Raw genomic sequence first — 22054 nt, 5'->3', positions numbered from 1 at the left:
GACGACCGCACCGTCCGAAGGTTCGGCGACGTACTCCCGGGTGCACCGAGCGGGTTCGTCCGGACTCGGCCCCAGTCCGTGGGGCCTGCGGGCATAATCGCGGGTGCCGAGACCGCAGGTGAGAGGGGAGACCACCCGTGACATGCAGGACCGCCGCGACGCGCACGTCGTACCGGCCGTTGGCCGCCGCCGTCGCATCGGTGTTCGCGTTGCTCGCCCTCACCGCGTGCGGCGCCACCCACGTCGGCGCCGGCGGAACGGGTACGACAGCTACGGCCGCCGTCGCCTCTCCGACAGCGCCCGCTCCCGCTCCTGTGGACACCGCCGCCAAGGCTGCTCATGACAAGGCGTTCCCGGACGTGGCGGCCCGTTGCGACGAGGCCCGCCGCACCCCTCCGCCCGACGGGCCCGCCAAATCCGAGCCGCGGCCCAGCGACTCCGAGGCCGCCAAGTACGCCGAGAACCACGCCTTCAAGCGGCAGGTACGTCTGTCGTCGGAGGCGCGCTGCCGGGGTGAGGCCCACGCGCAGCGCATCAGGAAGGCACTCACCGGCTCGGGCGCCAAGTCCCCCGCGAACGAGGCCGACCTCGCCGCCGCCCTCGTCCGGCTCGGTTACGAAGTCGATTCCGGGAGTGTCCACCGCATCGGTGGCACCCTCGGCTTCTCCTCCTTCGTCCCCGGGATCGGCCCTTGCGTCACCGGACGGCTGGGCAGCCCGGCCACGTTCGAGACCCATGGGGTGTACCTGGAAGGCGGATGCACGAAGCCGCAAGGCGGTCACTGAGGCGGTGGGCCGCGCGCAAGGGGTCCTCTTCAGCAGCCGGGCGGAACGAACTTCCGCCCAGCGGCAACTGCTTTGTTCGTTCCCGGTATTGCCGTGGAATGCCTACCCTGCCCCCAGCCCCATCGGTCCAACATCAAGGGCAGAAACCTGGCGGTCGTCCACCTTCCCTGGCCATCACCGTTTGCCCAGCCGCACATCACCTCGGGTGGTCCGCCTGGCGACGACGCCATCAAGCCCGGGCCTGCCACTACGAACAGCAGGCCGCCCATCAACGACGAAGATCACGATCTACAGGGGACCGGGCGCCCTTGACGGGTCTCGCCGGCTCTCATCACGACCAAGCGAGCGGCCCTGGAACCCACGGAGTCCGCCAGTGGCCGCCGTCTGGCCGGGATGGCGGAGTCTCGGCTTCGGTCGTCCGAACCGGGGTGGGCACGTAGACATCCCCGTCGGCGGACAACTCATCGAGGACGGGTCGTACCGCGGCCCTGTGCTGATGGCACGCGTTCCCGCCGGGCGGCCGGACCCCGTGCCCGGCGCCGGCGGGCGGGGACGGCGGCCCCGTACGGCGCAGGTGGAGGGGGCTGTCGGGGGCGTCCATGCGGTCCGGAGCGGGGGGAAGTCTCGCAAATTCCTTAGCTCTTTTACTGCTTCGCTGGCCCCTCCGTGAAATCGAAGGGGTATGGGATGGCCAAGCGCGCACTGATTACTGGTGTCACCGGGCAGGACGGGTCGTATCTGGCGGAGCACCTGCTTTCCTTGGGGTATCGGGTCTGGGGACTGACCAGGGGGCAGGCGAACCCGCGAAAGGACCGAGTCAGCCGACTGGTCCCGGACCTCGAATTCGTGCACGGCGATCTGATGGACCAGGGCTCCCTGGTCACGGCGGTCAATGCCGTGCAGCCGGACGAGGTCTACAACTTGGGGGCGATTTCGTTCGTTCCGATGTCCTGGCAGCAGCCGGAACTGGTCACCGAAGTCAACGGGACCGGAGTTCTGCGGATGCTGGAGGCGATCCGGATCGTCAGCGGGCTGACCAAGCCGTCGGCGAACGGCGTCGTCGACGGACAGATCCGCTTCTACCAGGCATCGTCGTCCGAGATGTTCGGCATGGTGACGCAGTCGCCGCAGAGTGAGACGACCTCCTTCCACCCGCGTAGCCCGTACGGCGTGGTGAAGACGTACGGTCATTACATGACTCGCAATTACCGGGAGTCCTATGGCATGTACGCCGCGTCCGGAATTCTGTTCAACCACGAGTCGCCTCGACGTGGCGCGGAGTTCGTGACCAGGAAGATCTCGCTCGCCGTGGCGCAGATAAAGCTCGGCCTCCAGGAGAAGCTGAGCCTCGGAAATCTCGATGCGGTGCGCGACTGGGGATTCGCGGGGGACTACGTCCGCGCCATGCACCTCATGCTCCAGCAGGATCAGCCGGACGATTACGTGGTCGGTACGGGGCAGATGTACTCGGTGCGCGACGCGGCCAGGATCGCCTTCGAATGCGTGGGTCTGAACTGGGAGGACTACGTGTACGTGGACCCCGGCCTGGTGCGTCCCGCCGAGGTGGAGACCCTGTGCGCCGACTACTCCCACGCCCGTAAGCACCTGGGCTGGGAACCGCAGGTGGAATTCCCGGAACTCATGCGGATGATGGTGGAGTCGGATCTGAAGCAAGCCCGTCTGGTGAGCGAGCAGCGCGCGGAACTCTCGGGGGCGAGCTGGTAGCGGGCGGCCAGGACCTCGCACCGGGCCGACGGGCAGCCGGGGACTCCACCCCGTGCTCGTCGGCTCAGTGCGATCGAAGCGGAGGCGGTCGTCGGGAGCGGGAGTTCAGGGACGTCGCGAGAGCGTGAGCACCGCCATGGCTATCGCGGTGCCTTCGCGGCCGAGGTGGCGGGCGTAGCGCCTCAGCATCTCGTTCTCACGGGCCAGCGGCGTCATCGGCCGGCCCGAAGCCCGGCCGATCCGCTGAGCGTTGCGGGCCTGCCGTGATCGCTGCAGGATCAGAGCGATGAGCTGGTCGTCGAGCGCGTCGAGCGCGTTCAGCTCGGTGTGCTCGTTCGGCTCGTGCGGGTTGTCGCGTTCACGGGGCTCGTGCGGCTCAACGGCGTCGGTGGAACGTTCGGGCCTGGAGCAGCCCTCCACGGTTTCGGACATGCCACCGATCCTGTCTCCGGACCGTTCCGTAAACCCCTAGAGCGACAGCGGTGCCGTGAGGCGCGCAAACGCAGTGGTACCGCCGGGGACCGGTGCGCGACCGGGGCTCCGGCCCCCGCCGCCGCCCCGCGCTTCGGCTCTCCAATCAGGACTAGGGGTTTTCCTGGCGGCGCAGCCCCGAGACTTGCCGCTGGTCTGCAGGTATGTGCGCTTTGCAGCGCCTGATCCCCTGCTGTCCGCCGGTCTTCCAGATGGGTTGAGTTGATATGGGCAACGAGCAGAAACTCCGGGACTACCTCAAGCGGGCCAGCGCCGACCTCCAGCGCTCGCGGCAGCGGGTGAACGAACTGGAGACGGCCGCCGCAGAGCCGATCGCCATTGTCGGCATGAGCTGCCGCTACCCGGGCGGCGTCGCCTCCCCGGAGGACCTGTGGGCCATGCTCGTGGAGGAACGGGACGGCATCACGGGCATGCCCGCCGACCGCGGCTGGGAACTCGACACGGCGGACGGCCCCACCGAGGTCCGCGGCGGGTTCCTGCGGGGCGCCGCCGATTTCGACCCTGCCTTCTTCGGCATCTCGCCCCGTGAGGCGCTGTCCATGGACCCGCAGCAGCGGGTGCTGCTGGAGGCGTCCTGGGAGGCTTTCGAGGGCGCCGGCATCGATCCGCTCGCCGTACGGGCCACCCGTACCGGCATGTTCGTCGGGGCGATGCCGCAGGAGTACCGCACCGGGGCCGACGACGACGTGCAGGGTTTCGTCCTGACCGGCAACGCGACCAGCATCATCTCGGGCCGCCTGGCCTACGTCTTCGGCACGGTCGGCCCCGCCGTCACCGTGGACACCGCCTGCTCCTCCTCCCTCGTCGCGCTCCACCTGGCCGCACAGTCCCTGCGTTCCGGCGAATCCGAAATGGCGCTCGCCGCGGGTGTCACCGTCATGTCCAGCCCCACCACCTTCGTGGAGTTCGCCCGGCAGGGCGGCCTCGCGGCGGACGGCCGCTGCCGTTCCTTCGCCGACTCGGCGAACGGCACCGGCTGGGCCGAGGGCGTCGGCGTGCTCGTTCTGGAACGGCTCTCGGACGCCCGCCGCAAAGGGCACCGGGTGCTGGCCGTGGTTCGCGGCTCAGCCGTCAACCAGGACGGCGCGAGCAACGGCCTGACCGCCCCCAACGGGCCTTCTCAGCAGCGGGTCATCGAGCAGGCGCTGCGCGGTGCCCGGCTCTCCGCCGACCAGATCGACGTGGTCGAGGCCCACGGCACCGGAACCACCCTCGGCGACCCCATCGAGGCGCAGGCGCTGCTCGCCGCCTATGGCCAGGACCGCGACGCCGAACGGCCTTTGCTGCTCGGCTCGGTGAAGTCCAACATCAGCCACACCCAGGCCGCCGCCGGCGTCGCGGGCGTCATCAAGACGGTGCTCGCCCTGCGCCACGAGCTGCTGCCCAGGACCCTGCACGTGGACGAACCGTCCACGCACGTCGACTGGTCGGCAGGCACCGTCAAGCTGCTCACCGAGCCCACCCCGTGGCCCCGGCGCGAGGAGCCGCGCAGAGCCGGCGTCTCCTCCTTCGGCCTCAGCGGCACGAACGCCCACGTCATCATCGAGCAGGCTCCCGAGGACGCTGCCGTTCCCGAGCCGCAGACGCCCGGGACGGTCGAACCGGGAGCGCTGCCGTGGCTGGTGTCCGGTCGCACTCCGCAGGCCCTGCGTGGTCAGGCGGCCAGGCTGCGGGAGTTCCTGACCGCCGGGCCGTCGCCGTCCGACACCGACCTCGCGTACTCTCTAGCCACCACCCGGGCCGGGCTGGAGCACCGGGCCGTGATCACGGCCGCCGACCGGGCCGGAGCGCTGGCCGCGCTCTCCTCCCTGGCGGAAGGCGGCGACGGAATCGCCGTGCGGGGCACGGTCCGGGCCCGCACCAAGCTCGGTTTCCTCTTCGCCGGGCAGGGTTCTCAGCGGACGGGGGCCGGGCGTGAACTGTACGCCCGGTTCCCGGTGTTCGCGGCTGCCTTCGACGAGGTGCTGGGGCTCCTGGACCGTGAGTTCGAGGTGCCCTTGCGGGAGGTGCTGTTCGCTGCCGAGGGCAGTGCGGAGGCGGCGCTGCTCGACCGTACCGGTTACGCCCAGCCCGCCCTGTTCGCCCTCGAAGTCGCCCTCTTCCGGCTCGTCGAATCCCTCGGCGTCACGCCGGACTTCCTCACCGGGCACTCCGTCGGCGAGATCGCCGCCGCGCACTGCGCCGGGGTGTTCACCCTCGCCGACGCGTGCACCCTGGTGTCGGCCAGGGCCCGTCTGATGCAGGCACTGCCCGCAGGCGGTGCCATGGCCGCACTCCAGGCCACCGAGGAGGAGGTCCTCGCCCGGCTCACCGACGGGATCTCCGTCGCCGCCGTCAACGGACCGGACTCCGTCGTCGTCGCCGGAGACGCCGACGAGACCGCGGCGGTCGCCGCGCACTTCGCCGGACTCGGCCGGAAGACGAAGCCGCTGCGTGTCTCGCACGCCTTCCACTCGCCGTTGATGGAACCGATGCTGGAGGAGTTCCGCACCGTCGTCGCCGGACTCGACGCGCAGGCCCCGGCCGTCCCGGTGATCTCCACCCTCACCGGCGTCCCCGCCACCGCCGCGCAGTTCGCCTCGCCCGACTACTGGGCCGACCACGCCCGGCGCACCGTGCGCTTCGCCGACGCCCTCACCTGGCTGACCGGCCACGGTGCGGACGTCTTCCTCGAACTCGGCCCCGACGCCGTACTGTCCGCCCTCGCCCGGTCCGCCGCCGACGACACGGTGGCGAACCCGCTGCTGCGCCCCGGCCGTCCCGAGGCCGCCGCACTCACCGAGGCGCTCGCCGCGCTCCACGTGCACGGCGTCGGCGTCGACTGGGAGGGCTGGTTCGCCGGCACCGGGGCCCGCCCCGTCGATCTGCCGACGTACGCCTTCGAGCACCGCGCCTTCTGGCCCCGTACCGCACTCGGCCGCCACGCGGGAGACGTGCGCGGCGCCGGACTGGGCGCCGCCCACCACCCGCTGCTGGCCGCCGCCGTCTCCCTCGCCAACTCCGACGGGCTGCTGCTCACCGGGCGGCTCTCGGTCCGCTCGCACCCCTGGCTGGCCGAGCACGCCGTGCGGGGCACCGTTCTGCTGCCCGGCACCGGCTTCCTGGAGCTGGCCGTCCGAGCCGGCGACGAGGTCGGCTGCGACCGCGTCGAGGAACTCACCCTCGCCGCGCCCCTGGTCCTGTCCGAACACGGCGGAGTGCAGGTACAGGTGTGGGTCGGCAGCCCCGACCAGAGCGGACGCCGCACCCTGACCGTCCACTCCCGGCCCGACACCGGCCAGGACGGGCCCGCCGACGAGGAACAGCCCTGGACCCAGCACGCCCAGGGAGTCCTCGCCGCCACCGACCACCACCCGGCGGTCGGGGACGAGCCCACGGCCGGGGCGTGGCCGCCGGCCGACGCCTCCCCGCTGGACCTCGACGGCCTCTACCCCCGGATGGCGGAGGCCGGCTTCGGCTACGGGCCGCTGTTCCGCGGCGTACGGGCCGCCTGGCGCTCCGGCGACGACGTGTACGCCGAGGTGGCGCTGCCCGAGGGCACCACCGCCGCCGACGCGTTCGGCATCCACCCCGCCCTGCTCGACGCCGCTCTGCACCCCTGCGCCTTCCTCGACCTGGGCGAACACGGGCGCGGCGGGCTGCCCTTCGCCTGGCAGGACGTCACCCTGCACGCCACCGGCGCCACCGCCGTCCGGGTCAGGCTCTCCCCGGCAGGTGACGACGCGGTCGCGCTGAGCGTCACCGACACCGAGGGGCGGCCCGTCGTCACCGTCGGCTCGCTCGTCCTGCGCGCCCTGCCCGACACGGTGGCGGACCCCGCCGACGCGCTCGTCCGCGAGGCCCTGTTCGAGCTGCGCTGGACCCGGCCGCGCGGCACCACCGCGGCGGCCGCCCCGGCGTCCTTCGCCGTCCTCGGCGAGGACCCGTTCGGCCTCGGCGACCCCCTCGTGCGGACCGCGGGCGCCACCCTGCCCGCCGTCGTACTGGCACCCGTCCTCGCGGCTGCCGCCGACGACCCGGCCGCCGCCGCGCACGCCCTGACCGCGCGCGTCCTCCAGCAGCTCCAGGAGTGGCTCGACGACGACGCCACCGCCGACTCCCGGCTCGTCCTGGTGACCCGCGGTGCGGTCGCCGCGCACGAGGACGAGGGCGTCGCCGACCCCGCAGCGGCGGCTGTCTGGGGGCTCGTGCGCTCCGCCCAGGCCGAGCACCCCGGCCGGTTCGGCCTGCTCGACCTCGATCCCGGCGCGCCCGCCGCCGTACCCCCGCAGGCGCTGGCCGGCGCGGAGCCGCAACTGGCCGTCCGCGGCGGCTCGGTGCTCGTCGCCCGGCTCGCCCGGGCCCGCCGGGAACGCGCCGAGACGTCCCTCGACCCCGAGGGCACCGTCCTGATCACCGGCGGCCTCGGCGGCCTCGGCCGGGCGCTGGCCCGCCACCTCGTCACCGAACGCGGCGTGCGCCACCTGCTGCTGGCGGGCCGGCGCGGTGCCGCCACCGAGGGCGCGGCCGCGTTCACCGACGAGCTGACCGTGCTCGGCGCCCAGGTCGCCGTCGAGGCCTGCGACCTCGCCGACCGGGCCGCCGTCGACCGGCTGCTCGCCGCCGTGCCCGCCGCACACCCGCTGACCGCCCTGGTGCACGCCGCCGGAGCACTCGACGACGGTGTGGTCACCTCCCTGACCCCCGAGCGGATCAGCGCCGTCCTGCGGCCCAAGGCCGACGCCGTCTGGCACCTGCACCAAGCCACCCGGCAGCACTGCCCCGAGCTGGCCGCCTTCGTGGTGTTCTCCTCCCTCTCCGGCTCGGCGGGCGCGCCCGGGCAGGGCAACTACGCCGCCGCCAACGCCTTCGTCGACGCCGTCGCGCAGCTGCGGCGCGCGGCGGGACTGCCCGCCCGCTCGCTCGGCTGGGGCCCCTGGGCCCCCACCGCCGGAATGACCGGCGGTATGACCGACGCCGACCTGGAGCGCCTGGCCCGTCGAGGCACGCCCGCCCTCACCGAGCAGGACGGGCTCGCCCTCTTCGACGCCGCCCTCGCCGTGGACGCGCCCGTCCTGCTGCCCGCCCGCCTCGACCTGCCGGTGCTGCGCGCACTGGGCGACGTACCGCCGCTGCTGCGCGGACTCGTCCGCACCCCCGCCCGGCGCTCCGTCGTCGCCGGCTCCGAAGCCGCCGCGGGACTCGTCCAGCGGCTCGCCCTCCTCGACGGGACGGACCGCACCGCGGCCGTCGTCGACCTCGTTCGCACCCAGGTCGCCGCCGTGCTGCGGCACGGCGGACCCGAGGACGTCGACCCGGTACGACAGTTCCAGGACCTCGGCTTCGACTCGCTGACCGCCGTCGAACTCCGCAACCGGCTGCGCACCACCACCGGACTGCGCACCTCCGCCACCGTGATCTTCGACTACCCGACGGTCACCGCCCTCGCCGGGCACCTCCTCGACGAACTCATGGGGGACCGGGGCGCCGCCGCCGTGGCCGCCGCCCCGCGCACCGCCTCCGCCTCCGACGACCCGATCGTCATCGTCGGCATGAGCTGCCGCTACCCGGGCGGCGTCACCTCGCCCGACGACCTGTGGCGGCTGGTGCGCGAAGGCACCGACGCCGTCTCCGGCCTGCCCACCGACCGCGGCTGGGACCTCGACGCGCTCTACCACCCCGACCCGGACCACCCAGGCACCGCGTACACCCGCTCCGGCGGATTCCTGCACGAGGCCGCCGAGTTCGACCCGCACTTCTTCGGGATGAGCCCGCGCGAGGCACTGGCCACCGACGCCCAGCAGCGGTTGCTCCTGGAGGTGTCCTGGGAGGCGATCGAGCGCGCCGGCATCGACCCGCTCTCGCTGCGCGGCTCGCAGACGGGCGTGTTCGCCGGCGTCATGTACAACGACTACTCGGCCACCCTCACCGACAGCCGCTTCGAGGGCCACCAGGGCAGCGGCACCTCGCCGTCCATCGCCACCGGCCGGGTGTCCTACGCCCTCGGCCTCGAAGGCCCGGCCGTCACCGTGGACACCGCCTGCTCGTCGTCGCTGGTCTCCATGCACTGGGCCATGCAGGCGCTGCGCGCCGGTGAGTGCTCGCTCGCCCTCGCGGGCGGCGTCACCGTCATGTCCACCCCGACCTCTCTCATCGAGTTCTCCCGCCAGCGCGGCCTTTCCCCGGACGGACGCTGCAAGGCGTACTCCGACGCGGCCGACGGCGTCGGCTGGGCGGAGGGCGTCGGCGTGCTCGTCCTGGAGCGGCTCTCGGACGCCCGCCGCAACGGACACACCGTGCTGGCCGTGGTCCGCGGTTCCGCCATCAACCAGGACGGCGCCTCCAACGGCCTGACCGCCCCCAACGGCCCCTCCCAACAGCGCGTCATCCGCCAGGCCCTGGCCGGCGCCGGACTGGGCACCGGGGACGTCGACGTCGTCGAAGGACACGGCACCGGCACCACCCTGGGCGACCCCATCGAGGCCCAGGCCCTGCTCGCCACCTACGGCCAGGACCGCGACGCCGACCGGCCGCTGCTGCTCGGCTCGGTGAAGTCCAACATCGGCCACACCCAGGCCGCCGCCGGCGTCGCGGGCGTCATCAAGATGGTCATGGCGCTGCGCCACGGGAGCGTCCCGCGCAGCCTGTACGCGGCCGAGCCGTCCCGGCACGTCGAGTGGCAGACCGGAGCCGTCGAACTGCTCGCCGAGGAAACGCCGTGGCCCGAGACCGGCCGGCCGCGCCGGGCCGCCGTCTCCTCCTTCGGCATCAGCGGCACCAACGCCCACGTCATCATCGAGCAGGCCCCCGCCCTGCCCGCCCCGGCCCCGCGCGAGGAGTCCCCGGTCACCGCCTGGCCGCTCGCGGGCCGTACCCCCGCCGCCCTGCGCGACCAGGCCGTACGCCTGCGCGCGTACGCCGAGGCGCACCCCGCTCTCGCCGCCGACGACATCGCGCTCTCCCTCGCCGCCACCCGGCCCGCCTTCGAGCGGCGCGCCGTCGCCGTCGGCAGCCGCACCGACCTGCTGCGCGCCCTGCGCGCGCTGGGCCGGGGCGAGGCCGATCCGGCACTGTGCGAGGGGGAGAGCGGCAGCGGCGGCCTCGTGCTGCTCTTCGCCGGTCAGGGCTCCCACCGGGCGGGTGCGGGGCGTGAACTGTACGGCAGGTTCCCGGTGTTCGCGTCGGCGCTGGACGAGGTGCTGGGGCACCTGGACCACGGGTTCGACGTGCCGCTGCGCGAGGTGCTGTTCGCCGCCGAGGGCAGCGAGGAGGCGGCGCTGCTGGACCGTACCGGCTACGCGCAGCCCGCCCTGTTCGCCGTGGAGGTGGCGCTCTTCCGGCTGATCGCCTCCCTCGGAGTGCGCCCCGGCGCGCTGCTCGGGCACTCCGTCGGCGAGATCGCCGCCGCGCACTGCGCCGGGGTGTTCACCCTCGCCGACGCGTGCACCCTGGTGTCCGCACGGGCCCGGCTGATGCAGGCCCTGCCCGAGGGCGGCGCCATGATCGCGCTCCAGGCCACCGAGGACGAGGTCCGCGCCCGGCTTGCCGACGGCGTATCCGTCGCCGCCGTCAACGGACCGGACTCCGTCGTCGTCGCCGGAGAGGAGGACGAAGTCCTCTCGCTGGCAGCGCAGTTCGCCGCCGAGGGGCGCAAGACCAAGCGGTTGCCGGTCAGCCACGCCTTCCACTCGGCGCGCATGGAACCCATGCTCGGCGCGTTCCGTGCCGTCGCCGACCGGCTGACGTACACCGCGCCCGTCCTGGACGTGGTGTCCAACGTGACCGGCGAGGTGGCCGCGGCCGGAGAGCTGTGCACCCCCGGCTACTGGGTGGAGCACGTCCGCCACGCCGTCCGCTTCGCCGACGGCGTGCGCGCCGCCCGCGCGGCCGGCGCCACCACCTTCCTCGAACTCGGCGCGGACGGCGTCCTGTCCGCCCTCACCCAGGACGTCCTCGGCGACGAAGCCGTTGAATGCGTCCCGCTGCTGCGCGCCGGCCGTGACGAGGAGCGCAGCACCGCCGCCGCGCTCGGCCGGCTCCACGTGCGGGGGATCGCCGTGGACTGGGCCGCGTACCACGCCCCGACCGGCGCCCGCCGGGTCGAACTGCCCACGTACGCCTTCCAGCACGAGCGCTACTGGCCCGAACGCGCCGAAGCCGCAGCGGCCCCCGCGGCCGACGGCCCCGCCGACACCGCGCTGTGGGGCGCCGTCGAGCGCGGCGACGCCGACGGCGTGGCAGGCATCCTCGGGCTGCGCGACGAGCAGCACGCCGGTCTCGCCGCACTGCTGCCCGCCCTGTCGACGTACCGCCACCACCGCGCCGAGCAGACCCTGCTGGACTCCGCCCGCCACCGTGTCCAATGGCAGCAGGTCCGCGCGGCCGCCGCGCCCGTCCTGGACGGTACCTGGCTCGTCCTGACCACCGACACCGTCGAGGACACCGCGCTCCTCGACGCGCTGCGCGGTCACGGCGCCCGCTTCACCCGCCTCACCCTGGACGACACCTGCCCGGACCGCGCCGCACTCGCCGCCCTGCTGACCGCCGCCGGGGAGCACCACGGGCTGCTGTCGCTGCTGCCGCTCGCCGACGACGGCGAACCCCGGGGGGACGACCTGCCACGAGGACTGGCGCTCGCCGCGGTCCTCGCCCAGGCCCTGCACGACACCGACAGCACCGCGCCGCTGTGGACCATCACCCGCGGCGCCGTCTCCACCGGCTCCGCCGACCCCGTGGTCCGGCCCGTCCAGGCCGCCGCCTGGGGACTGGTCCGGGTGGCCGCCCTGGAACGGCCGCACGCCTTCCACGGGCTGGTCGACCTGCCCGAGACGCTGTCCGCGCCCGCCGTGCAGCGCCTGGTCAGCGCGCTGGCCACCGCCCCGGGCGAAGCCGCCGAGGACCAGCTCGCGCTGCGCGGCAGCGCCACGTACGCGCGCCGCCTGGTCCGGGGACCCGCCGCCGCCCTTCCCAAGGACGGCACGTTCACCGCCTCCGGCACCGTCCTCGTCACCGGAGGCACCGGCGCGCTGGGCGCCGAGGTGGCCCGCTGGCTCGCCCGGCACGGAGCCGGCCATCTGATCCTCACGGGACGGCGCGGCCCCGACGCACCCGGCGCCGAGGAACTCGCCGACGAAATCCGCCGGTCGGGTGCCGAGGTCACGTTCGCCGCCTGTGACGTGGCCGACCGGGACGCACTGGCCGCCCTGCTGGCCTCCGTACCGGCCGAGCACCCGCTGACCGGTGTGGTCCACGCGGCCGGACTCGGCCAGGCCGCACCGCTCGCCGCGACTCCGCTCGCCGACGTGCGCGCCTGCGCCGCCGCGAAGATGTTCGGCGCGGCCCACCTCGACGCCCTCCTCGAAGACCGGGACCTGGACTTCTTCGTCCTGTTCTCCTCCGTCGCCGGAGTCTGGGGCAGCGCCGGGCAGAGCGCGTACGCAGCCGCCAACGCCTACCTCGACGCGCTCGCCGAGCACCGCCGCGCCCGCGGCCTGCACGCCACCTCCCTGGCCTGGGGCCCCTGGTCGGGCGCCGGCATGGCCACCCACGAGGCCGTCTCCGACAGCCTCGCCCGCCAGGGCCTGCGCTTCCTGACGCCCGCCACCGCTCTGGCCGAACTGGGCCGCGCGATCCTCCAGCAGGACACCACGGTCACCGTCGCCGATGTCGACTGGGCCACCTACGTACCGGTGTTCACCGCCGCCCGCCCCAGCCGCCTCTTCGCCGAACTCCCCGAGGTCCGCGCGCTCACCGCCGCCGCCCCGCAGGGCGAAGCGGCCGCCTCCGCGTTCGTCCGCAAGGTCCGCGCGCTGCCGGAGACCGAGCGGGAGCGGACGCTCGTGGACCTGGTGCGCCGCGAGGCCGCCACCGTCCTCGGCCACGCCTCGGCCGAATCCGTCGCCCCCACCCGCGCCTTCCGCGACGCGGGCTTCGACTCGCTGACCGCCGTCGAACTGCGCAAACGGCTCGCGACCGTCACCGGCCTGGCGCTGCCCAGCACCATGGCCTTCGACCACCCCACGCCCGTCGCGCTCGCCGCCTTCCTGCGCGGCGAGATACTCGGCTCGGCCGACACCCACGCGGCACCGAGGGCCGTGCTCGCCGGCCGCCACGACGAACCCGTCGCCATCGTCGGCATGAGCTGCCGCTTCCCCGGCGGGGTCCGCTCCCCGCAACAGTTCTGGCAGCTGATCGCCGACGGCGTGGACGCCGTCTCGGAGTTCCCCGTCAACCGCGGCTGGCCCGAGGACCTGTACGACGCCGACCCCGACGCGGGCGGCAAGACGTACTCCGTACGCGGCGGATTCCTGCACGAGGCGGGGGAGTTCGACGCCGGATTCTTCGGCATCTCCCCGCGCGAGGCCCTCTCCATGGACCCGCAGCAGCGGCTGCTGCTGGAGAGCACCTGGGAGGCGTTCGAGTCGGCGGGCATCGACCCGGCCGCCGTGCACGGCAGCGCCACCGGCACCTTCATCGGCTCCACCTACCAGGAGTACGGCACCGGCATGGACGACGCGTCCGCCGGGCACGCCGTCACCGGCACCAGTCCCAGCGTCCTGTCCGGCCGCCTCGCCTACCTCTTCGGCCTCGAAGGCCCGGCCGTCACCGTGGACACCGCCTGCTCGTCCTCGCTGGTGGCCCTGCACCTGGCCTGTCAGTCCCTGCGCAACGGAGAGAGCTCCCTCGCGCTGGCCGGCGGCGCCACCGTGATGACCAACCCGGCCCCCTTCATCGCCTTCAGCCGACAGCGCGCCCTGGCCGTCGACGGCCGCTGCAAGCCGTTCTCGGAGGCCGCCGACGGCATGACCCTCGCCGAAGGCGTCGGCGTCGTCGTCCTGGAACGCCTCTCCGACGCCCAGGCCAACGGACACGACGTGCTGGCCGTGATCCGCGGTTCCGCCATCAACCAGGACGGCGCCTCCAACGGCCTGACCGCCCCCAACGGGCCCTCCCAGCAGCGTGTCATCCGCCAGGCCCTCAGCAACGCGGGCCTGGCCCCCGCCGACATCACCGCCGTCGAGGCCCACGGCACCGGCACCGCACTCGGCGACCCCATCGAGGCCCAGGCCCTGCAGGCCGTCTACGGCCAGGACCGCGACGCCGACCGGCCGCTGCTGCTCGGCTCGGTGAAGTCCAACATCGGCCACACCCAGTCCGCGGCGGGCGTCGCGGGCGTCATCAAGATGGTCATGGCGCTGCGGGGCGGCCTGCTCCCGCGGACCCTGCACGCCGACCAGCCGTCCTCGCACATCGACTGGAGCGACGGCACGGTCGCCCTGCTGAGCTCCCCGACCGCCTGGACGGCCGGTGAACGGGTCCGCCGCTGCGCGGTGTCCTCCTTCGGCATCAGCGGCACCAACGCGCACGTCGTCCTGGAGGAAGCCCCGGAAGGCGACGCCGCGCCCGACGGTCCGGCGACTCCCGGCTCGGCACGGCCCGCGGGCCCGGCCACCGCGGAGGCGTCCGACCCGGACGGCCGGGTGGTCCCCTGGGTGCTGTCCGCCAGGACACCCGGCGCCCTGCGGGCGCAGGCCGCGCAACTGGCCGAGCACCTCGACCGCGGGGGCGCGGGCGAGGACGTACGGCCGGCGGACATCGGCCACTCGCTCACCGGCACGCGCGCGCTGTTCGAGCACCGGGCCGTGGTCCTCGGCGACCGCGCCGGGCACCTGCGCACCGCGCTCGACGCCCTGGCCGCCGGGGACTCGTCCGCCGCCGTCGTCCACGGGACCGCCGACCTCGACGGCAGGACCGTCTTCGTCTTCCCCGGCCAGGGCTCCCAGTGGACGGGCATGGCCGCCGAACTCCTCGACGAGTCACCGGTCTTCGCCGAGCGCCTGCACGAGTGCGCCGCCGCCCTGTCGGCCCACACCGACTGGTCGCTGGTCGACGTCCTGCGCCGCGTCGACGGCGCGCCCTCCCTGGACCGGGTCGACGTCGTGCAGCCCGCCACCTTCGCCGTCATGGTCTCCCTCGCCCACCTGTGGGCCTCGTACGGCGTCATCCCCGACGCCGTGCTCGGCCACTCGCAGGGCGAGATCGCCGCGGCCGCCGTCGCCGGGGCGCTCACCCTGGAGGACGCCGCCCGCGTGGTGGCCCTGCGCAGCCAGGCCATCGCCCGCGGGCTCGCGGGCTCCGGCGGCATGGTCTCGGTACCGCTGTCCGCCGACGAGGTCGGGGAACGTCTCGCGGCGCGCGGCGCGAACGTCTCCGTCGCCGCGGTCAACGGGCCGCGGACCGTGGTCGTCGCCGGCGACCCCGGGGACCTGGACGCCCTCATCGAGGAACTCGCCGCGGAGGGCGTACGGGCCCGCCGCATCGCGGTCGACTACGCCTCCCACTCGGCCCAGGTCGAGCAGGTGCAGGACGAACTGCTCGCCGCCCTGGCCCCCGTGCGCCCGCGCACCGCCGACATCCCCTTCTTCTCGACCGTGACCGGCGACTGGCTGGACACCGCCGCGCTGGACGCCGCGTACTGGTACCGCAACCTGCGCGAGACCGTGCGCTTCGGCCCCGCCGTGGCCGCCCTGCTCGACCAGGGCCACCAGTTCTTCGTCGAGGCCAGTCCGCACACCGTGCTGACCATGGCCGTCCAGGCGGTGGCCGAGGACACCGGGCACCGGGCCGCCGCCCTGGGCACCCTGCGCCGCGACAAGGGCGGCACGCGGCGCTTCCTGACCTCCCTCGCCGAGGCGTTCGTCCGAGGCGCACGGGTGGACTGGACCCGTGACTTCGAGGGCATCGGCGCCCGCCGCGTCACCCTGCCCACGTACGCCTTCCAGCGCGAGCACCTGTGGGCGCTGCCCGGCAGGCCGCGCACGACCGGCGGGGCGGACCCGGCGGACGCCGCGTTCTGGACCGCCGTGGAGGAGTCGGACGTCGAGTCGCTGGCGGCCGGGCTGCGGATGGAACAGTCCGCGCTCACCCCGCTGCTGCCCGCGCTCGCCGGCTGGCGGCGCCGCAGCCGCGACCGCGCGGCGGTGGACGCCTGGCGCTACCGTGCCGCGTGGAAGCCGCTCGGCGGACTGCCCGCAGCCCGGCTCACCGGGACCTGGCTCGTCGTCGCCTCCGCGGACGCGCCGGCCGACGCCGACGTCACCGCGGCGCTGACCGCCGCCGGGGCCGACGTACGGCACCTGGTCCTGGACGACGCGTGCGCCGACCGGACGGTGCTCACCGAGCGGCTCACCGCGGAACTCGCCGCCCCGGCCGCCGAGGGCGTGCACGCCACGGCCCCGGCGGGGGACGGCACACGCCCGACCGCCCCGGCCGGGGACGGCACGCCCCTCTCCGGCATCGTCTCGCTCCTCGCCGCCGACGAGGCCCCGGGCCGGGCCGTGCCCGCGCTCACCCACGGGCTCGCCCTGACGCTCTCCCTCGTCCAGGCCCTCGGCGACGCGCACATCGACGCGCCCCTGTGGTGCGTCACCCGGGGCGCGGCCTCCACCGGCCGCGCGGACCGGCTCACCCGCCCCGTCCAGGCCCAGGTCCACGGCCTGGGCTGGACGGCCGCCCTGGAGCACCCCGACCGCTGGGGCGGCGTCGTCGACCTGCCCCCGAGCGCCCTGGACACGCGCGGCCGGGAACGGCTGGCCGCCGTGCTCTCCGGCACGACCGGCGAGGACCAGCTCGCGCTGCGCGCCTCCGGCGTCCTGGCCCGCCGCATCACCCGGGCCACCACGGGCGGCGACCTCGGCGCGGGGACCTGGCGTCCGCGCGGCACCACCCTGATCACCGGCGGCACCGGCACCCTCGCCCCGCACCTGGCCCGCTGGCTCGCCCAGCAGGGCGCCGAGCACCTCGTGCTCACCAGCAGGCGCGGCGCCGACGCCCCCGGCACCACGGAACTCGTCGCGGAACTCGCCGAGCTGGGCTGCACGGCGGAGTTCCGCAGCTGTGACCTCACCGACCGTACGGCCGTCGCCGCCCTCCTGTCGGGCCTGAGCGCCGAGGGGCGCACGGTGCGCAACGTCGTGCACACCGCCGCCGTCATCGAACTGGCCTCCCTCGCCGAGACCGGCCCCGAGGCGTTCGCCAAGGTCGTCGACGCCAAGGTCAGCGGCGCCCGGCACCTGGACGAACTCCTCGACGACGACCAGCTCGACGCGTTCGTGCTGTACTCCTCCACCGCCGGCATGTGGGGCAGCGGCCGGCACGCCGCGTACGTCGCCGCGAACGCCTACCTCAACGCGCTCGCCGAGCACCGCCGGGCCCGCGGCGCCCACGCCACCTCCCTCTCCTGGGGCATCTGGTCCGACGACCTGAAGCTCGGCCGCGTCGACCCCGGCCAGATCCGGCGCAGCGGCCTGAACTTCATGGACCCGCAACTGGCCCTCACCGGGCTGCGCCAGGCCCTCGCCGAGGACGCGCACGTCGTCACCGTCGCCGACATCGACTGGGACCGCTACTACCCGGTGTTCACCTCCGGGCGGCCCACCGCCCTGTTCGAGGACATCGGCGAGGTGGCGGACCTCGAACGGCGGGCCGTCGAACGGCCCTCGGGCGACAGCGAGTTCATCACCCGGCTGCGGCCGATGCCGGCCGCCGAGCAGGACCGGGCGCTGCTGGACCTCGTACGCGCCGAAGCGGCCATCGCGCTCGGGCACGCCTCCCCGGACGTGCTGTCCGAGCAGCGGGCGTTCCGCGACGTCGGCTTCGACTCGCTGACCGCCGTGGACCTGCGCAACCGGCTGTCCGCCGTCACCGGCCTCACCCTGCCCAGCACCATGGTCTTCGACTACCCCAACCCGCTGTCCCTGGTGGAGTTCCTGCGCACGCAGGTCGTCGGCGCGCAGACCGGACCGGCGGCTCCCGCCGCCGTGGCCGCGACCGCCTCCGGCGACGACGAACCCATCGCGGTGATCGGCATGAGCTGCCGCTACCCGGGCGGCGTCGCCTCCCCGGAGGACCTGTGGCGGCTCGTCACCGCCGCCGGCGACGCCACCGGTGACTTCCCCCTCGACCGGGGCTGGGACGCCGAAGGACTCTACGACCCCGACCCGGACCGGCCCGGCAAGACGTACTCGACGCGCGGCGGATTCCTGGACTCCGCCACCGAGTTCGACGCGGCCTTCTTCGGCATCTCGCCGCGCGAGGCACTGTCCATGGACCCGCAGCAGCGCCTGCTGCTGGAGACGTCCTGGGAGGCCCTGGAGCGCGCCGGGATCGACCCGGCCGCCCTGCGCGGCAGCCGCACCGGCACCTTCATCGGCGCCAGTTACCAGGACTACACCTCGGGCGGCTCCGCCCAGGACGGCGCCGAGGGCCACCTGGTCACCGGCACCGTGCCGTCCGTGCTGTCCGGGCGGATCTCCTACACCTTCGGCTTCGAGGGCCCCGCCGTCACCCTCGACACCGCCTGCTCCTCCTCGCTGGTGGCACTGCACCTGGCCTGCCAGTCGCTGCGCGGCGGCGAGTCCACCCTCGCGCTGGCGGGCGGCGTCAGCATCATGGCCACGCCCAACGCGTTCGTCGGCTTCAGCCGGCAGCGGGCCATGGCCGTGGACGGCCGCTGCAAGCCGTACGCGGAGGCCGCCGACGGCATGAGCCTCGCCGAGGGCGTCGGCCTGGTCCTGGTCGAACGGCTGTCGGACGCCCTGGCCAACGGCCACCGGGTGCTGGCGGTCATCCGCGGCTCCGCCGTGAACCAGGACGGCGCGTCCAACGGGCTCACCGCCCCCAACGGGCCCTCCCAGCAGCGCGTCATCCGTCAGGCGCTCGCCAACTCGGGAGTCGCCGCCGCCGAGATCGACGCCGTGGAGGGCCACGGCACCGGCACCCGCCTGGGCGACCCCATCGAGGCCCAGGCCCTGCTCGCCACCTACGGCCAGGACCGCGACGCCGACCGGCCGCTGCTGCTCGGCTCGGTGAAGTCCAACATCGGCCACACCCAGATGGCCTCCGGCGTCGCGAGCGTCATCAAGATGGTCATGGCGATGCGGCACGGCATCCTGCCCGCCAGCCTGCACATCGACCGGCCGTCCAGCCACGTGGACTGGACGGCCGGCGCGATCGAGCTGCTGACCGGCGAGCGGGACTGGCCGCACACCGGCCGCCCGCGCCGCGCCGCCGTCTCCTCCTTCGGCCTGAGCGGCACCAACGTCCACACGGTCCTGGAACAGGCCCCGGACGCCGGACCCGCCGAGCTCGCCGGGTCCGAGGATTCCGGGGTGCCCGCGACCGCGCAGCCGCCCGGCGTCGTCCCGCTCGTGCTGTCCGGCCGCACCGAGGCCGCACTGCGCGCCCAGGCCGGACGCCTGCTCGACACGATCGCCGACCGCCCGGCCGGACTGCCCGCCCTGGCACGGGCGCTGGCCACCGGTCGCGCCGCCCTGGAGCACCGCGCCGCCGTCGTCACCGACTCCCACGAGGAGTGCGTACGGGCCCTGGCCGCGCTGCGCGACGGACTGCCGGACGCCGCCCTGCTCACCGCCCGCGCTGCCGCGCGCTCCCGCACCGCGTTCCTCTTCGCGGGGCAGGGCGCGCAGCGTCCCGGCGCGGGCCGCGAACTGTACGGCCGGCACCCGGTGTTCGCCGAGGCGCTGGACGCCGTACTGGCCCGCTTCGACCTCGCCCTGGAACGGCCCCTGCGCGAGGTGATGTTCGCCGCGCCCGGCAGCGCGGAGGCCGCACTGCTCGATGACACGGCCTACACCCAGCCCGCCCTGTTCGCCCTGGCAGTCGCCCTCCACCGGCTCCTGGAGTCGTGGGGCGTCAGGCCGGGCCACCTGGCCGGGCACTCCGTCGGCGAGATCGCCGCCGCCCACGTGGCCGGGGTGTTCTCCCTGGAGGACGCCTGCACGCTGGTCGCCGCGCGCGGCCGCCTGATGTCGGCGCTGCCCGCCGGAGGCGCGATGGTCTCCGTGGAGGCCACCGAGGAGGAGACGCTGCCGCTGCTGGCCGGCCGCGAGGGCCGGGTGGCGCTCGCCGCCGTCAACGGCCCGCGCTCGCTGGTCCTGTCCGGCGACGAGGAACCCGTCCTGGAGCTCGCCGGGCGCTTCGCCGCGCAGGGCCGCCGGACCAAGCGGCTGCGGGTGAGCCACGCCTTCCACTCGCCGCACATGGACCCGATGCTCGACGCGTTCGCCCAGGTCGCGCAGGGCATCACTTACCACGCGCCGACGATCGCCCTGGTGTCGACCGTGACCGGCGACACCGCCGGCGCCGAGCGGCTGTGCACCCCGGCGTACTGGGTGGAACAGGTGCGCGCCACCGTGCGGTTCGCCGACGCCGCCCGCCGCCTCGCCGCCCTGGACGCGACCGCGCTGCTGGAGATCGGTCCGGACGCCGTACTGAGCGGCCCGGCCCAGGACGCCGTCGCCGACGAGCGGGTCACCGTCGTGCCCGCCCTGCGCCGGGAGCGCGCGGAGGCCGGGGCACTGACCGTCGCCCTGGCCCGCCTGCACACGAGCGGTGCGCGGGTCGACTGGGACGCGTTCCTGCCCGGCAGCGGACGCGGCGCCTTCGAGGACCTGCCGACATACGCCTTCCAGCGGCAGCGGTACTGGCCGGAGACCGGCCGGACCGCCGGGCCCGGCACCGCCGAGGACCCGGTGGACTCCGAGTTCTGGGCCGCCGTCGAGCGGGCGGACCTGCCCGCGCTCGGCGCCGACCTCGGCCTGGACGACGCCACCCTGACGGCCGTCGTGCCCGCCCTGACGTCCTGGCGGCGCAAGCGTCGCGCCGCCTCCACCGTCGACGGCTGGCGTTACGGCAGCACCTGGAAGCCGCTGCCCGCAGCCCCGGGCGCGCCCGCCGCGCTCACCGGAACCTGGCTCTGCCTGGTGCCGGCCGACGGACAGGACAACGCGGAACCGCTGCGCCTCCTCGGCGGCGACCGGCGCACGCTCACCGTGCCGCAGGACGGGACGCGTGGCGCACTCGCCGCGCGACTGCGGGAACTGGACGCCCCGGAGGGCGGGTTCACGGGAGTGCTGTCCCTGCTGGCGTTCCAGGAGGACGGCCTGCTGCCGACGGCCACCGCCGTCCAGGCTCTCGGCGACGCCGGGATCGAGGCCCCGCTGTGGTGCCTGACCCGGGGCGCCGTCAGCATCGGACGCTCCGACTTCCTGCACCGGCCCGAGCAGACCGCCGTATGGGGACTGGGCCGCAGCGCGGCCCTGGAGCACCCCGCGCGCTGGGGCGGCCTCGTCGACCTGCCGGAGGTCCTGGACGAGCACGCCGTCCGACGGCTGGCGGGACTGCTCGCCCAGGGCGACGCCACCGCCACCGGCCACGAGGACCAACTGGCCGTGCGCGCCGCAGGCGTCTACGCCCGGCGGCTGACCCGCCTCGCCGCCGCCGACCCCGCGGACGCACGCCCGTACGAGCCGACCGGGACCGTCCTCGTCACCGGCGGCACCGGCGGAATCGGCGCGCACGTCGCCCGCCGGCTCGCCGCCCGGGGCGCCGCCCATCTGCTGCTCGTCAGCCGCCGGGGCGCCGACGCGCCGGACGCCGCGGAACTGGCCGCGGAGCTGCGGCAGTCCGGTACCGAGGTCACCGTGGCCGCCTGCGACGTCGCCGACCGCGACGCGCTGGCCCGCGTCCTGGCCGACGTACCGGAGCACCTGCCGCTGACGGCGGTCTTCCACGCGGCGGGGGTGGTCGAGGACGGCGTCCTGGACACGCTCGCCCCGGAGGCGTTCGCCGCCGTGCTCGGCCCGAAGGCCACCGCCGCGCGGCACCTGCACGACCTGACCCGCGGCACGGACCTGGACGCCTTCGTGCTGTTCTCGTCCACCGCGGCGAGCCTCGGCGCGGCCGGGCAGGCGAACTACGCCGCCGCCAACGCCTTCCTGGACGCCCTCGCCGAGCACCGGCGCGGCCAGGGCCTGCCCGCGACCTCCCTCGCCTGGGGCCCGTGGGCCGGCACCGGCATGGCAGGCGACGGCACCGGCATCGAGGCCAGGGTCCGCCGGGGCGGTTACGCGCCGATGGTGCCGCAGCTCGCCCTCGACGCCCTGGCCCGGTCCCTGGACCACCCGGGCCCGGCGGCCCTGACCGTGGCGGACATCGACTGGGCCCGGTTCGCCCAGGTGTTCACCGCGACGCGCCCGCAGCCGCTGATCTCC

The 22054-nt window shown here is 74.8% G+C and carries 4 protein-coding genes (1 of these 4 only partly in view); 3 read left to right on the top strand and 1 reads right to left on the bottom strand.

The features are described from left to right. Positions 1-137 precede the first annotated feature (137 nt). Both ACIP93_RS24695 and ACIP93_RS24690 read left to right on the top strand, forming a co-directional pair. Positions 138-785: a hypothetical protein gene (locus ACIP93_RS24695; RefSeq protein ID WP_401761763.1), complete on the top strand. Its 648-nt coding sequence runs from the start codon at positions 138-140 to the stop codon at positions 783-785. A gap of 687 nt (positions 786-1472) precedes the next feature. Next, positions 1473-2510: a GDP-mannose 4,6-dehydratase gene (locus ACIP93_RS24690; RefSeq protein ID WP_401761761.1), complete on the top strand. Its 1038-nt coding sequence runs from the start codon at positions 1473-1475 to the stop codon at positions 2508-2510. Between the two features lie 105 nt (positions 2511-2615). Here ACIP93_RS24690 and ACIP93_RS24685 read toward each other — a convergent pair whose 3' ends face one another. Then, positions 2616-2942 carry a chorismate mutase gene (locus tag ACIP93_RS24685; RefSeq protein WP_345227051.1) on the bottom strand — a complete coding sequence of 109 codons (327 nt, stop codon included), beginning with the start codon at positions 2940-2942 and terminating at the stop codon, positions 2616-2618. Between the two features lie 266 nt (positions 2943-3208). On the opposite strand from ACIP93_RS24685, the gene ACIP93_RS24680 reads away from it, so the two are divergent. Then, positions 3209-22054: the 5' portion of a type I polyketide synthase gene (locus ACIP93_RS24680; RefSeq protein ID WP_401761759.1), read on the top strand. Its footprint extends 10221 nt past the window's final position; the window shows 18846 of its 29067 coding nt (coding positions 1-18846); the start codon lies at positions 3209-3211; its stop codon lies off the right edge, out of view.

The organism is Streptomyces sp. NPDC088745 (assembly GCF_044751045.1).
GTDB lineage: Bacteria > Actinomycetota > Actinomycetes > Streptomycetales > Streptomycetaceae > Streptomyces > Streptomyces cremeus.
Note: the sequence above shows the minus strand (reverse complement) of the source record. Positions and strands in the feature narration are given on the sequence as shown.